We start from the raw sequence: 14,983 nt of genomic DNA, 5'->3' as shown, positions 1-14,983 counted from the left end.
GGCCGATTCCCGCCAGGTCACAAGAACCAAGTCGCGGATCGCCGGCGCGCTTTATACCATAAACCCGCCGCAGACACCAACTTTTGTTGCGTTTCGCCGGGCGTCAGGAAATGAAATTTGGCAGCCCCCCGGCCGGGCTGATACCATAAGTCACTGCTTCTTATTGTCGACGATAACGACACCTGCGGACGAATTTCATGGCAATCTCAATTAAAACACCTGATGACATCCAAAAAATGCGCGTGGCCGGCCGCCTGGCCGCCGAAGTGCTGGAGATCATCGAGCCGCACGTCAAACCTGGCGTGACCACCGGCGAACTGGACCGTATCTGTCACGAGTACATCACCAACGAGCAGCAGGCCATCTCCGCCTGCCTCGGCTACCACGGCTTCCCGAAATCCGTGTGCATCTCGGTGAACGAAGTGGTGTGCCACGGCATCCCGAGCGATGACAAAACGCTGAAAGACGGCGACATCGTCAACATCGACGTGACCGTGATTAAAGACGGTTTCCACGGCGACACCTCGAAGATGTTCATCGTCGGCAAACCGACCATTCTGGGCGAGCGCCTGTGCCGCGTCACTCAGGAAAGCCTGTATCTGGCGCTGAAGATGGTCAAACCGGGCATCCGTCTGCGCACCCTGGGCAAGGCCATCCAGCAATTCGTCGAGGCCGAGAAATTCTCCGTGGTGCGCGAGTACTGCGGCCACGGCATCGGCGAAGTGTTCCACGAAGAGCCGCAGGTGCTGCACTATGACGCGGACGACGGCGGCGTGGTGCTGCAGCCGGGCATGGCCTTCACCATCGAACCGATGGTCAACGCCGGCGACTACCGCATCCGCACCATGAAAGACGGCTGGACGGTAAAAACCAAAGATCGCAGCTTGTCGGCGCAGTATGAGCATACTATTGTGGTCACTGATAACGGCTGCGAGATAATGACGTTGCGCAAGGATGACACCATCCCCAACATCATTACGCACGAGATGTAAGCACTGCGGCGCACGCCGCGTGCAGAATGTCACCAGGCCGGCTTATGCCGGCCTTTTTTATGGGCTGCGCACTATGTCTGACAATCTCCTTCAACCGGCCGTGCCGATGCCGCCCGCCTCTCCCAGCGTCTACGGCGACGACGAGCTCACCTGCCCGCTGCTGAAACAGCGGCTGGAGCAGTTCCAGCTGTGGCTGGCGGCGGCGTTCGACGCCGGCTCCAGCGCCGAAAGCCTGGTGGCGGCGCGCAGTGACTTCATCGATCGCCTGCTGCGCCGGCTGTGGACGTTCTACGGCTTTGAAGATATCCCGGAAACCGCGCTGGTGGCGGTCGGCGGTTATGGCCGCGGCGAGCTGCATCCGCTGTCGGATATCGACGTGCTGGTGCTCAGCCAGCGCCGGCTGACGGAGCAACAGTCGCAGCGGGTCGGCGAGTTCATCACCCTGCTGTGGGATCTCAAGCTGGAAGTGGGCCACAGCGTGCGCACCCTGGAAGAGTGCCTGCTGGAAGGGCTGGCGGATCTGACCGTGGCCACCAATCTGATCGAATCGCGCATGATTTGCGGCGACGTCGCGCTGTTCCTGCAGATGCAAAAGCATATCTTCAGCGACGGCTTTTGGCCCTCGCCGCAGTTCTTCCACGCCAAGATCAGCGAGCAGCAGGAGCGTCATCAGCGCTACCACGGCACCAGCTATAACCTGGAGCCGGATATCAAAAGCAGCCCCGGTGGCCTGCGTGACATCCACACGCTGCTGTGGGTGGCGCGCCGCCACTTCGGCGCCACCTCGCTGGACGAAATGGTCGGTTTCGGTTTCCTCACCCAGGCCGAGCGCAACGAGCTGAACGAATGCCAGAGCTTCCTGTGGCGCATCCGCTTTGCGCTGCATCTGGTGCTGCCGCGTTACGACAACCGTCTGCTGTTCGATCGTCAGCTCAGCGTGGCGCAGCTGCTGCGCTATGAAGGCGAAGGCAACGAGCCGGTCGAGCGCATGATGAAAGACTTCTACCGCATGACGCGCCGCGTCGGCGAGCTGAACCACATGCTGCTGCAGCTGTTCGACGAAGCCATCCTGGCGCTGGACGCCACCGAAAAGCCGCGTCCGCTGAACGACGATTTCCAGCTGCGCGGCGATCTGATCGATCTGCGTGACGAAACGCTGTTTATCCGCGAGCCGCAAGCCATCATGCGCATGTTCTACCTGATGGTGCGCAACCGCGAGATCAAGGGCATTTACTCCACCACCGTGCGCCAGCTGCGCCACGCGCGCCGCCACCTGAAACAGCCGCTGTGCACCATCCCGGAAGCGCGCGATCTGTTTATGGCCATCCTGCGTCACCCCGGCGCGGTGTCGCGCGCGCTGGTGCCGATGCACCGTCACAGCGTGCTGTGGGCCTATATGCCGCAGTGGGGCAAGATCGTCGGGCAGATGCAGTTCGATCTGTTCCACGCCTATACCGTCGACGAACACACTATCCGCGTGCTGCAGAAGCTGGAGAGCTTCGCCGATGCGCAAACCCGGCCGCGCCATCCGCTGTGCGTGGAGCTGTATCCGCGCCTGCCGCACCCGGAACTGCTGCTGCTGGCGGCCTTGTTCCACGATATCGCCAAAGGGCGCGGCGGCGATCACTCGATCCTCGGCGCGGAAGACGTGGTGGAGTTCGCCGAACTGCACGGCCTCAACTCGCGAGAAACCCAGCTGGTGGCCTGGCTGGTGCGCTGCCACCTGCTGATGTCGGTCACCGCGCAGCGCCGCGATATCCAGGATCCGACGGTGATCCAGCAGTTCAGCAGCGAAGTGCAGAGCGAAACCCGCCTGCGCTATCTGGTGTGCCTGACGGTGGCGGATATCTGCGCCACCAACGAAACCCTGTGGAACAGCTGGAAGCAGAGCCTGTTGCGCGAGCTGTATTTCGCCACCGAAAAACAGCTGCGCCGCGGCATGCAAAACAGCCCGGATCTGCGCGAACGCGTGCGCCACCATCGCCTGCAGGCGCTGGCGCTGCTGCGCATGGACAACATCGACGAAGAGGCGCTGCACCGCATCTGGAGCCGCTGCCGCGCCGATTACTTCCTGCGCCACTCGCCGAATCAGCTGGCCTGGCACGCCCGCCACCTGCTGGCCCACGACTCCACCCAGCCGCTGGTGCTGGTCAGCCGCCAGGCGACGCGCGGCGGCACCGAGATCTTCATCTGGAGCCCGGATCGCCCTTACCTGTTCGCCGCCGTCGCCGGAGAGATGGATCGCCGCAACCTGAGCGTGCACGACGCCCAGATCTTCACCAACCGCGACGGTATGGCGATGGACACCTTTATCGTGCTGGAGCCGGACGGCAGCCCGCTGGCGCAGGATCGCCACGCGGCGATCCGCCAGGCGCTGCTGCAGGCCATCACCCAGCGGGAGTACCAGCCGCCGCGCGTGCGCCGCCCCTCTTCCAAGCTGCGCCACTTCAGCGTGCCGACCGAGGTCACTTTCCTGCCGACCCACACCGATCGCCGCAGCTACCTGGAGCTGACCGCGCTCGACCAACCCGGCCTGCTGGCGCGGGTGGGCGAAGTGTTCGCCGATCTGGGGCTGTCGCTGCACGGCGCGCGCATTTCCACCATCGGCGAGCGGGTCGAGGATTTGTTTATCCTGGCCGACGGCGAGCGGCGCGCGCTCGACCAAGAAACGCGCAGAAAGTTGGAGCAACGGTTGACAGAGGCCCTCACCCCAAACGATAAAATGTGATACAAGTAACTTTTTACCGACAACATCAGGAAAGAGAACAGCATGCAGCAATTACAGAACGTTATTGAAAGCGCCTTCGAACGCCGTGCGGACATCACTCCGGCGAACGTAGACACCGTAACGCGCGAAGCGGTAAACCAGGTGATCGGCCTGTTGGACAGCGGCGCCCTGCGCGTTGCCGAGAAGATCGACGGTCAATGGGTCACCCACCAGTGGCTGAAGAAAGCCGTGCTGCTCTCTTTCCGCATCAACGACAACAAGGTGATGGACGGCGCGGAAACCCGCTACTACGACAAAGTGCCGATGAAATTCGCCGACTACGACGAAGCGCGCTTCCAGAAGGAAGGTTTCCGCGTCGTGCCGCCGGCCACCGTGCGCCAGGGCGCGTTCATCGCTCGCAACACCGTGCTGATGCCGTCTTACGTTAACATCGGTGCCTACGTCGACGAAGGCACCATGGTCGACACCTGGGCCACCGTCGGTTCTTGCGCGCAGATCGGCAAAAACGTTCACCTGTCCGGCGGCGTCGGTATCGGCGGCGTGCTGGAGCCACTGCAGGCCAACCCGACCATCATCGAAGACAACTGCTTCATCGGCGCGCGCTCCGAAGTGGTGGAAGGCGTGATCGTGGAAGAAGGCTCGGTGATTTCGATGGGCGTTTACCTCGGCCAGAGCACCCGCATCTATGACCGCGAGACCGGCGAAATCCATTACGGCCGCGTGCCGGCGGGTTCGGTGGTGGTTTCCGGCAACCTGCCGTCGAAAGACGGTTCTTACAGCCTGTACTGCGCGGTGATCGTCAAGAAAGTCGACGCCAAAACCCGCGGTAAAGTCGGCATTAATGAGTTATTGCGCACTATCGACTAAATTGAAATAGCGGGTGATTCACCCGCTATTTTTTTGTCTGCGTTTCGCTGGCAGTCACAGTCGCAGATCTCGCTTTCCGCCATAATTGCAGTCGTGGAATATAACGATCACATCTAAAGAGGGCGCAGTATGTACGATAACTTGAAGAGTTTGGGCATCAATCAACCGGAAGACGTCGATCGCTATAGCCTGCGTCAAGAGGCCAACAACGACATCCTCAAGATCTATTTCCGCAAGGACAAAGGCGAGTTCTTCGCCAAGAGCGTGAAGTTCAAGTACCCGCGCCAGCGTAAAACCGTGATGGCGGACAACGCCGGCCAGGGCTACAAGGAAATTCACGAGATCAACCCGAACCTGCGTTACGTGATCGACGAGCTGGATCAGCTGTGCCAGCGCGATCAGGTGGAAGTGGATCTGAAGCGTAAAATCCTCGACGACTTGCGCCATCTCGAAGGCGTGGTGTCGCACAAGATTGCCGAGATCGAAGCCGATCTGGAAAAACTCACCCGCGGCAAATAATGCGGATCGGTTAACCCGCATCATCGTTAAGGCGCCCTTTTGCGGCGCCTTTTTACGTTATGACTGCAGCAGCGTGCCCCACTGCTCGACCCACGGGCAGGCGGCCACTTCCGGCTCCGGCTGTTCCATCGCATCGATCTCCAGCACTTCGCCAACGCGGGTGGCGCCCTGCTCCTGCAGCAGCGCGTCGAACGCGCGCCCGGCGCCGCAGAAGTTGTCATAGCTGCTGTCGCCGAGGGCGATCAGCCCATAGCGCAGCTCCGGCTGATAGCCAACCTGATCGCGGATAGCGTGGAACAGCGGCGCGATGCTGTCCGGCAGATCGCCCTGCCCGGTGGTGGAGGTGATCACCAGCGCGTAGTGCTGACGATAATACTGCCAGGCCTCCAGCGTGCCCTCTTCGAACAGTTTGACCTCATGGCCCTGCTCGCTGAGGATGTTTTGCGCCTCTTCCGCCACCAGCAGCGAATTGCCGTAGACCGTTCCCACGAAGATACCAACCTGAGCCATGGCTCCTACTCCCTTCATTACCTTTAAAAATTGTCAGCTATCCTGACCGTTAGCCGCGCTAAACTCAACCCCGGCAAGTTCAGGGAATACCCCCGCCCAGCCGAACTGCGCCATCACCCCTTGCCAGGCTTCGTCCCAGCGTGCCGTTACCTGCAGCGGCTCGCCGGTCACCGGGTGCGTCAGTTGCAGGTGGCTGGCGTGCAGCATCAGGCGCGGGCAGCCGAAATGCTGCGCCATCCCGCGGTTCTGCCGCAGGTCGCCGTGCTTGCTGTCGCCGATGATCGGATGGCGAAGATGCGCCATGTGGCGCCGCAGTTGGTGCTTGCGGCCGGTTTCCGGCTGCAGTTCCACCAGACTGTACCGCGCGCTGTCGTAGCGGCCGATGGCCACCGGCATCTCTACCTGCGCCAACGGCCGGTAGTGCGTCACCGCCGGCTGCGGCCCCTTGTCGGCATCGACATGTTTATCGGCGATTTTATCCAGCTCCGCCGTCAGCGGGTAGTCGAGGGTCGCCTCCTCCTGCACGTAACCGCGCACCACCGCATGATAGGTTTTCTGCACCTGGTGCTGCTCGAACTGCTGCGACAGCAGGCGCGCCACCTCACTGGAGAGCGCCATCAGCAATACGCCGGACGTCGGGCGATCGAGACGGTGCACGGTAAAGACATGCTGCCCGAGCTGATCGCGCACCGTCTGCATCATAAAGCGAGTTTCATGACGGTCCAGCCAACTGCGGTGCACCAACCAGCCCGACGGTTTGTTCACCGCCACCAGGTGTTCATCCTGATACAAAATCTCAATCACATCGCGTTCCCAGGTCAATAGCCGTTTCGGGCGCGAGTATAACAGGCATGAGACGCAACGCTAGTTCACCCATTCGATGGTCACCAGGCGCGTATCGGCGCGGCCGCGATCGTCCACCGCCCGAATGCGGTAGCGCCCATTGTTGATCGGCCGCCAGTCGATCGGTTTTTTACTGGCGCTGCTGCCGAGATAGATATCGTCGACGAACCAGTACACCGTCTTGCTGTCGGCGTCCGTCACCGCATTGAAGGCGATGTTGTCCCGCCCCTGCTGCGACTGGCGCAGGGTATAAGTGGTGTTTTTCAACGGCGAGGTGATGCGCGGCGCGTTGCCGCCGACGGCGATGCCGTTGTCCTTGCAGCGATTGACCGGCGGCGCCCGCTTCGGCAGCCCGGCCTGGGCGAACACGTTGGCCAAATCGGAAGGCCAGAATTCAAAAATTTCGGTGCGGGTCTGCGCCGCATCATACGGCGGGCAAACGACCTCGCCGCTGTGAATATCCAGCACCACCGGCCGGTAGACGCTGTCTACCTTGATCGGCGACTTGCCGGGAATGAACCAGGTCTTGCCCTTTTGCTGGCACCACGGCGTCGGCAGATCGCCGCTGGCGAGACAAATCTCCACCCGCCGCAGCCGTTGGGGGAACGGATGTTTCGGCTCCCGCAGGGCGGGATAGCTGGCGTTGACGCTGTCGATGATATTGAAAAACAGCGGCGCGGCCGCCTCAGCGCCGACCAACGCATTGTTGCCGCGCCCGTCGAAATTGCCTTCCCACACCACCAGCACGTAAGGACCGAAAATCCCGACGCTCCAGGCGTCGCGAAAGCCCCAGGAGGTGCCGGTCTTCCAGTACACCGGCAGCGACGAAGAACGCTGCGCCAGCGTATCGCCCGGCCGCCGGTGCTGGCGCAGCATATCCAGCGTGATGAAACTGGCCTCCTCGCTCAGCAGCCGCACCGGCGTCGATTCGGCCTGGTTCAACTGCATGCGAAGCGGCCGCAGCTCACCGCGATTCGCCAGCAGCGCATACAGCTTCGCCAATTCCTGCGCCGTTACCTCGCCGCCGCCCAATACCAGCGACAGCCCGTAGTGGCTCTCATTGGCCATATTGGCGACGCCGGTCAGGCGTAAGAACTGATAAAAAGTCGGCTGGCGCAGCTGCGAGGCGACATATACCGCCGGAATATTGCGGCTGAAATTTAGCGCGTCGGTGGCGGTCACCGGGCCGAGGAAGCGCCGGTCGAAATTTTCCGGCGCATAGGCGCCGAACGACGAAGGCACGTCTTTCAGGATGGTCATCGGATGCAGCACGCCCTGCTCCATGCCCAGCGCGTAGATGAACGGCTTCAGCGTCGATCCCGGCGAACGCTTGGCGTTGGTGCCGTTCACCTGCCCCTGAATCGGACGGCTGTAATAGTCCGCCGATCCCACCAGCGCGCGCACCCCCATATCGCGGCTGTCCACCAACAGCACCGCGGCGTTTTGAATGCCGCGGCTGCGGTTGCGGGCGATAAAGGCGTTAACCTGCCGCTCGACCAGCCGCTGCAACCCGGCGTCCAGCGTAGTGTCGACGCGAGTGTCGCGCTGCACCAGTTGCTGCGTCTGCAGGCGCAGCTGTTCGATAAAGTGCGGCGCAATATAGGGTACTTGCTCAGGCTGCCGCAGCGCCAGCGGCAGGCGGAACAGCGTTTGCTGGCTGGCGTCAGTCGGGTAAACCTGTTGCCAGCGCAGGAACAGACGGTTGCGCGCCTGCGTCAATGCGGCGCCGAGCACGCCGGTTTTCGGCTCCAGACGGTAGCTGGGCGACTGCGGCAACACCGCCAGCGTCAGCGCCTCCGGCAGGGTCAACGCCTTCGGCGACTTGGCGAAATAGATCAGGCTGGCGGCGCCGATGCTTTCGATATTGCGGCCGTAGGGCGCGTAATTCAGGTAGGCTTCCAGGATATCACGCTTGGAGTAGCTCAATTCCAGCTGCACCGCGCGCAGCACCTGCAGCAGCTTGCCGCCTGGCGTGCGGGTATTGAGATGCCAGCGCATCCGCGCCAGCTGCATGCTGATGGTCGATCCGCCCTGCATTTTGCCGCCGGCGACATAGCTGCGCCAGAAGCCGCGCATCAGGCTGACGGGGTTAAATCCGGGGTTGTAGTAGAACCAGCGATCTTCGTGCAGCAGCAGCCCGCGCACCGCCAGCGGCGACACCTGTTCCAGCGGGGTCCACAATCGGTAGCGATCGTCGTTGGCCAGCGTGATGCGCAACAGCGCGCCGTGCCTGTCGTAATAAACGGAAGACTGCGGCAGCCCCTGCCATAGGGGCGGATGCGGCCACAGCCGAATCGCGGCCAACAGCAGCGCCAGTAAAAACGCCGCCATCAAGCCGTTTTGCAGCACGCGCCCGGTCAGGATCTTCATACGCTCTCAGCATTCCGGCGCCAGACGCTGGCCTGGTGCCGGATATGGCCTAGTCGTTGCCCGCCGGCACCACCACCAGCTTGCCGCCGCCGGCCGACATGGCCTGCACTTCACGGTCATACATGGCTTCGCCGTAGGCCGGTGGAACAATAAAGCTGCCGGTATTGGTGGCCTTGATCTGATAAACAAACTCCTGCACCTCGGTGCCGGCACTGCCGTAGATAATCACCCGATCTTCGCGGATATCGCTGTAGTCCGGCGCCCAGGTGGAGCCGGAGGCGGCCAGCGGCGACTGCCAGCCGCCGCGATCGTCGCTCTCCTCGCCGGCGTCGGCCGGCTCCGGCGGCGTCTGCTGCACCACTTCGAACCCGCCCGGCAGCAGATCGACGATCGCCAGGTTGCTCTGCCCCTCTTTCGAGTTGGCGCGCACCTTCAGATGGACATTGATCTTCTGCCCCAGCGTCACCTGCGTCACCGGCTTGCCCTGTTCGTCGGTGTAATCGCGGACGATCTCAATCCCGCGCGACAGCGCTTTTTGCGGCGCATTCAGGTCGTAACCGGCCTGCGTCACCACATACCAGGCCGGCGCGCTGCCGCCGTTGGTGAAGCGCACCGCAGTGGCGTCAGCGTTAAATTGCCCCTGAACGAACAGCCCTTGCAGATCGCTGATGCGCTGCGGCTCGCCGCCGGCTTTGCCCACCTGCGCGATGCCCAATGCATCCGCATTGGCGGACTGCGCCGCCACCTGGGCCGAGTAGCTTTCCAACGCCAGAATGCTCATCGCGGAAGAGTAGGTGGTGTAGCGCTCTTCTTTCAACGCCTTGACCATATTCTCCAGCACCTGCGGCGGGATCGACGCCACCTTCTCCGGGAAGTGGCGGGTAATCAGATACAGCCGCGTCGCATCCTGCACCAGCGGATCGAAATAGTTCTGCGTCCACCAGGCGCTGTCATACGCCTTGCTCAGTTGCTGCCAGCTCGGTTGCAGCAGCGCGGCGGCTTCGTCGTCCATCTTCAACAGGCGATAGGAAGAGGCCAGATAGAGCGCGCTCAGATCGGTTTTCCACTCTTCGCCATAGCGTTTTTGCAGCGTATCCTGCACCGCCGCCAGCGAGTTGGTGGTCACTTCGCCCTGCAGCGTCAGCAGGTAAACCGCCCAGCTGCGCAGGCGCAGCAGATACAGATCGTCGAAACCGCTGGCCGCCAGCTCGCGCAACGCGCCGTTGGCTTCATCCAGCATGCCTTCCGGCAGGGCGTAGCCCGCCGCTTTGGCTTCGAGCAGATATTGCACCACATAAGGCGTGACGAAAGGATCGGCATCCGGCGATGAACGCCAGGCGCCGATCGCCCCGCTGTCGTTCTGACGGGCGCGCAGCACGCCCAGCAGATTGCGCAACTGCTTGCTGACTTCCGCCTGGCTCAGGCTGCTTTTCATCTCCGGATGACGGCTCTGCAGCATCAGCGGAATGGAGCGGCTGACGATCTGCTCGGAACAGTAATACGGGTAATCCGCCAGGTATTGCGCCAGCCCGCTGGTCAGCACCAGCGGCGAATTCGACACCGCCGCCCGGCGCTGCGCGAAAGCGTCGAACATCTGGCGCAGGCCATCGACGTTCTGGCTGCCGCCGCTCATGCGCCCCATCACCGACTGGGTGCGGTACGGCGCCGCCGGCCGCACCGAGGTGCTGACAGTGCGGCGGCTGGCCTGGTCGCCGTAACGGGCGTCGAACACCAGCGGCGCATCGCCCAGCACGGCTTTGGCGCGCAGACGGAAGGTGATCACGCCTTCGCGTTTTGCCGCCAGCGTCAGGCTTTGCGTCGCGTTGCCCACCACCTCCAACTGCGGCGGCGGCGTCAACAGGACGTTGATGGCCACCAACTGGCCGTTCAGCCCTTCGAGGTTGTTGCTGACGCCCACGCTGACGTCGAACTCGTCGCCCGGCGCCACCATCGCCGGCACGTTCGGCGTCATGATGAAGCTGTCGCGTACCGTGGCGGCGGTTTGCGCCTTGCCGATTTTCTCCGGCGTCACCGAAATCGCCATGACGCGGATCTTGCCGTTGAAGTAATCCGGCACCGGATAGACGAACTGTTTCTCGCCGCTGACCTCGGTAATGCCGGACCAATAGGCCACCGGCTTATCGCGCTTGCGCTTGAACGGGTTGAGGTTGAGATCCAGCCCTTCGCCCGCATCGCCGCCCGGCGCCGCGGTCAGCGCCATCAGCTTGCTGAACTCCGGCAGGATCAGATCGAGGATCTGCGAGCTGCTCACGTTCAGTTCGCGCTTGCTGAAGAAGAACTCCAGCGGATCCTTCAGACGGTAACGCGCCACCTGCAGAATGCCCTCATCGACGGCGAACAGCGCCACCTGCTGCGGCGCATCGGTCTTGACCGTCATCGTCAGGTTTTCACCCGGCTTGATGACCTCCGGCGCCGTCACCTCGAGGCTGTTTTGGCGCGCCTTGGTGCTGATCTTGAACGGCATCACGCCGTAGCTCAGCGGACTCATGAAGATCTCGCTGGAGTTGATGTCGCGCACGAACTGCACGTTGATGTAGCCGTTGCCCTCCATGCCGGCCGGCACGCGGATCGTCTGCACCGAGCTGGTGGTGTCGGTGTGGAACCACTGCCAGGCGTAAACCTTGTCCTTTTCAATGGTGATCAAGCCACTGCCGGTATAAGGCGCATTGATCGCCACCTCGATCTCCTCACCGGGCTGGTATTCCGCCTGGTTGAGTTTCAGCTTCAGTTCGGCGTTGCGATCCAGCGAGCGGCTCAGGTTGGCGTTGCCGGCCACGCTGTAGGCGACGCGGTTGAGCGTCTTGCCCTGCGCATCTTCAATCACCAGCACGAAGTCGCCCGGCTTATCGGTCGCCAGACGCAGATCCGCGCCCTGCTCGCCCAGCGCCAGCGGCTGTTCCGACAACTGCACTTCCTTCATCTTCGACTGGTATTTGTAAACGCCCGAATCCTGTTTGGTCAGCACCGAAATGTATTTCTGCTCGATCAACACCTGCTTCAGGTTCGGCATGGCGATCTGTTTCAGGGCCGGATCGATGGCGATCACGTTCAGATGCCGCTCCGCGTCGCGGTTGATATAGCCCAGATCGCCGTCCGCCTTCACGCCGATCAGGTAATCGTAAGGGGAAACCAGCGTGCGGGCGGTAGCCGCCACCGAACGCCCGCCGCCGGCGACGAACGCCTCCGACAACAATTGCAGCTGATAGGTGGCGTCGGCGTAGGATTTCAGATCGAGCGGAATATCGGCCGCGCCGTGCTCATCGGTGGTGCGATCTTCCAGCTCGGTCTCGAACCCGTCGCTGTTTTGTCGGTTTTCATAGAACGCATAATCCGGGAAACGATCGAAGCTCGGATACATCGGCCGCAGCGTCAGCCTGGTGGTCACGCGGCGATCCTGCGCCGGGGTGCCGAACAGGTTCTGCACATCGATGCTGGCCTTCAGCTCAGACGGTTTTACCCAGCCTTGCTGGCGGTCCGGCGTCAACGCCAGTTTCACTTTCAGCTGATCCGGTTCGAACTCCTTCACATTGACTGCGGTATGGCCGAGCAGCGTGGAGGTGTCGTTGTTTTTGCCGATCAGATACAGATAGACGTTCCACTCGCCGGTCGGTGAGTTTTCATCGGTGGTATAGCTCAGCTCGTTGAAACCGCTGGCGCCCAGCGTCAGCGGCACGGTGGACATCAGCTTGTCGCGCGGATCGCGGATTTCGGCGCGCACCGGCACGCCGGCCAGGCCAACGCCCCAGTCGGCGGCACGGGTGATCAGGCCAATATTGAAAGTATCCCCCGGCCGATAAACGCCGCGATCGGAGAACAGGTAGCTGCTGAGCGTGCGCGGATCGGTCGGCGTTTGTTCACCGGCGACGTCGAAGCGCGAGAAGTCCAGCCCGCGATCGTTATAGCTGCCGGTCGGCAGGAAGGAGACATCCCCCTCTTTTTCCACCAGGAACATCACCGGCTGGCGCTCGTTGGTGTACACATCCAGCGCCGGGAAACGCACGTGGCCATCGGCGCCGGTGGTTTGGCTGAGCAGCGTCACGCCGTTTTTGGCCACCACCGACACGGTGGCGCCGCTGACCGGCGCGCCGCTTTGAATCGACTGCACAAAGACGTCGCGCGTCTTGTCCTGCGAGCTCTTGGCGACGATGCCCAGATCGGTCACCACCACAAAGCGCGAATCGCCGACGTCGGACTGCTCTTCCCCTTCGCTCTCATCCTGTTCCTGATCCTGCTCGGCGCCCGCCTCTTCCGCCGCCGGTTTTCGGTTCGGCTGCCATTCAGACAGCGTCAGCAGGAACACCCCGCGATGGGAACTGGCGTTGGTGGAGAGATAGCGGGAGAGATCGATGCCCTGATAGTTCACTTCCCCCGGCCGCTCGTTGTTGAGCGCCGTCTGGTATTTGAAATGCTCGGTGAAATATTCGTCGTTGAGCCGGTTGAATTCCGTGGACGAGTATTCCCGGCTTTTGAAGGAGACGATGTGCTGCAGCTGGCTCGGGATCACCCGCTTGATGTCCAGCCGCAGGCCCGCCACGTTGCGCGCCGCCACGCTGATCTGCTTGTCGCCGTTGACCGACAGCAGCGAGCCCTGCGACATGAACTGCAGCGATTTCGGGAACTCCGGCACTTCGACCACGCGGTAAACCTTCTTCGGCATTTTGTAACCGCCGGCGGAAACCAGCTGGTTATCGATCTCGAGCAGCACAAAGCGGTGCGCCGGGGCGTCGAAACGGAAGCTGAACTGCGGTTGGTAGGCCTCTTCCGCCTCGTTAAGCGCCAACGGCAGTGCCGTCGCCTGCGCCAGCACGTTTTTACCGACGCTGTCGACCGTCCATTGATAGAAATCTTCAGCATCGTTGGCAGCCTCGGCATCGCTCGGATCGTGCTGCGGCAGCAGCCAGGCTTTCGCGGTCCGCGCCAGCTCTTTATCCTTCACCGCATCGCTGAAACCGACCACCAGCGCACGCTGCCCTTGGCCGGCGTCGGTGTCCACCACCTGGGCGCTGGCGTCGCTCAGCGCCAGGCTGTACAGCGTCGGTACCTTGACCCAGTTGCTTTTCGCCTCTTCGACCGCGTTGCCGGCCGCCGTCGATTTAACGCCCTTGCCGACGGTCAGATGTACCGCGCCGCCCTGATCCAGCGCCTGCAGCGGCTCGGAATGCACCCAGGCGTTCAGTTTTTTCTCGTCATAGACCAGAGAGAAATTCAGCTTTTTCTCGGAGGACGTGCTGCCTTCCTTCAATCCCAGCGAAATCTGTTTTTCAAAGCTGGCGACATCGACCGGCGCGTTGAACTGCAGATTGAAAATCGCGCTGCGTTTCTGCGCATTTTGCGGATCGCGGTAATACTCGGCCTGCCCCAGACGGTAATCGAACGCGGGCACGGTGAAGGCATAGCGGGTTTTGGCGAGCTTGACCTGCGGCGCCAGCAAGGCGGCGGGCTCAAGGGTCACATCATATTTCGCCCCCATCGGCAGCGGTTTTTTCGGCGTGAACACCAGCGTTGATTCATTACTCCACGCCCACTGCCCTTCCGCCGTCGGCTTCAGAGTGATGCCGGCGCTCACGGTTTTGCCCGCCGCGGTTATCGGCGCAGCTGAGCCGCTGAAGGTCAGGCTCACCGTTTGCGGCGCCTGCCGGGCGGCGGTGTAGTCTATCGGCTCGGGGTTGGCCACCTCGGCGTTAATCTCCTGAACCACCATCGGCGCCGGTTCAATCGGTTGGGGCCGGTTTTGCCACCAGTGCCAACCGTAAAATGCGCCGCCCGCAGCGCCTGCCAACAGCAGCAGGCCCAGACCGATCGCTTTCGGGTGTTTATCCACGCCGCTTTCCAGCCGCAAAAAACCGCGCGGCAGCACAGCCCACCAGGCCGGCGCGCGCCAGCTGAGGTTGCCGACCAGCGGTCTCAGCAACCGCCCCAACAGCGACAACGCCCCGCCCAGCAGGCGACAAACGCCCTTAACCAGGGTAAAAGGCAAACGCAGGATAAACCTTAATAAATCCATTATTGCAGCACCTCATCATCCTAATGCAGCCCCCGGTCAACCGCTGCGGTTAAACCGAGCCGAAAGACGCCGTCGGCTCTCCTGCCCGGCATCCGCGCGAGTACTCTACACTGCCGGGCGGCAAAAATC

Annotated in this window: 8 protein-coding genes; 4 read left to right on the top strand and 4 right to left on the bottom strand. The window is 62.2% G+C overall.

What is annotated here, in order from left to right:
• The first annotated feature begins 197 nt into the window (after window positions 1-197).
• From map to CRO23_RS04620, 4 genes are all read left to right on the top strand, one after another.
• The gene (gene map / locus CRO23_RS04635; protein ID WP_028127527.1) at window positions 198-992 is read left to right on the top strand and encodes a type I methionyl aminopeptidase; all 795 of its coding nucleotides are present in this window, start codon (window positions 198-200) and stop codon (window positions 990-992) included.
• Window positions 993-1,065: 73 nt separating this feature from the next.
• Window positions 1,066-3,720, top strand: coding sequence for a bifunctional uridylyltransferase/uridylyl-removing protein GlnD (gene glnD, locus CRO23_RS04630; RefSeq protein ID WP_028128316.1), 2,655 nt, complete (start codon window positions 1,066-1,068; stop codon window positions 3,718-3,720).
• A 42-nt stretch (window positions 3,721-3,762) separates the two neighbouring features.
• The gene (gene dapD / locus CRO23_RS04625; RefSeq protein WP_004931932.1) at window positions 3,763-4,587 is read left to right on the top strand and encodes a 2,3,4,5-tetrahydropyridine-2,6-dicarboxylate N-succinyltransferase; all 825 of its coding nucleotides are present in this window, start codon (window positions 3,763-3,765) and stop codon (window positions 4,585-4,587) included.
• A gap of 129 nt (window positions 4,588-4,716) precedes the next feature.
• Window positions 4,717-5,106: a DUF3461 family protein gene (locus CRO23_RS04620; RefSeq protein WP_097101464.1), complete on the top strand. Its 390-nt coding sequence runs from the start codon at window positions 4,717-4,719 to the stop codon at window positions 5,104-5,106.
• A gap of 57 nt (window positions 5,107-5,163) precedes the next feature.
• On the opposite strand, the gene CRO23_RS04615 is transcribed toward CRO23_RS04620, so the two are convergent.
• From CRO23_RS04615 to CRO23_RS04600, 4 genes are read right to left on the bottom strand one after another with little or no spacing between them, the layout of a single operon-like run.
• Complete coding sequence (locus CRO23_RS04615) at window positions 5,164-5,616, bottom strand: flavodoxin (protein WP_016929894.1); 453 nt, start codon at window positions 5,614-5,616, stop codon at window positions 5,164-5,166.
• A gap of 33 nt (window positions 5,617-5,649) precedes the next feature.
• Window positions 5,650-6,420, bottom strand: a complete 771-nt coding sequence (gene truC / locus CRO23_RS04610) for a tRNA pseudouridine(65) synthase TruC (protein WP_097103070.1) — start codon at window positions 6,418-6,420, stop codon at window positions 5,650-5,652.
• Window positions 6,421-6,480: 60 nt separating this feature from the next.
• On the bottom strand, window positions 6,481-8,829 hold the full coding sequence (gene pbpC, locus CRO23_RS04605; protein WP_097101462.1) for a penicillin-binding protein 1C: 2,349 nt from the start codon (window positions 8,827-8,829) through the stop codon (window positions 6,481-6,483).
• A 49-nt stretch (window positions 8,830-8,878) separates the two neighbouring features.
• Window positions 8,879-14,854: an alpha-2-macroglobulin gene (locus CRO23_RS04600; protein ID WP_097101460.1), complete on the bottom strand. Its 5,976-nt coding sequence runs from the start codon at window positions 14,852-14,854 to the stop codon at window positions 8,879-8,881.
• Window positions 14,855-14,983: the final 129 nt, after the last annotated feature.

The organism is Serratia sp. JKS296 (assembly GCF_900215445.1).
In the GTDB taxonomy this organism is placed as follows: Bacteria; Pseudomonadota; Gammaproteobacteria; order Enterobacterales; family Enterobacteriaceae; genus Serratia; species Serratia marcescens.
The sequence above is the reverse complement of the archived record's forward strand: the minus strand, read 5'-3'. Positions and strand labels throughout refer to the sequence as shown.

What these genes read in the sequence shown, in the direction of transcription:
- map (WP_028127527.1), top strand. Translation starts at nt 198, where the DNA reads ATGGCAATCTCAATTAAAACACCTGATGACATCCAAAAAATGCGCGTG.
- glnD (WP_028128316.1), top strand. Translation starts at nt 1,066, where the DNA reads ATGTCTGACAATCTCCTTCAACCGGCCGTGCCGATGCCGCCCGCCTCT.
- dapD (WP_004931932.1), top strand. Translation starts at nt 3,763, where the DNA reads ATGCAGCAATTACAGAACGTTATTGAAAGCGCCTTCGAACGCCGTGCG.
- CRO23_RS04620 (WP_097101464.1), top strand. Translation starts at nt 4,717, where the DNA reads ATGTACGATAACTTGAAGAGTTTGGGCATCAATCAACCGGAAGACGTC.
- CRO23_RS04615 (WP_016929894.1), bottom strand. Translation starts at nt 5,616, where the DNA reads ATGGCTCAGGTTGGTATCTTCGTGGGAACGGTCTACGGCAATTCGCTG.
- pbpC (WP_097101462.1), bottom strand. Translation starts at nt 8,829, where the DNA reads ATGAAGATCCTGACCGGGCGCGTGCTGCAAAACGGCTTGATGGCGGCG.
- CRO23_RS04600 (WP_097101460.1), bottom strand. Translation starts at nt 14,854, where the DNA reads ATGGATTTATTAAGGTTTATCCTGCGTTTGCCTTTTACCCTGGTTAAG.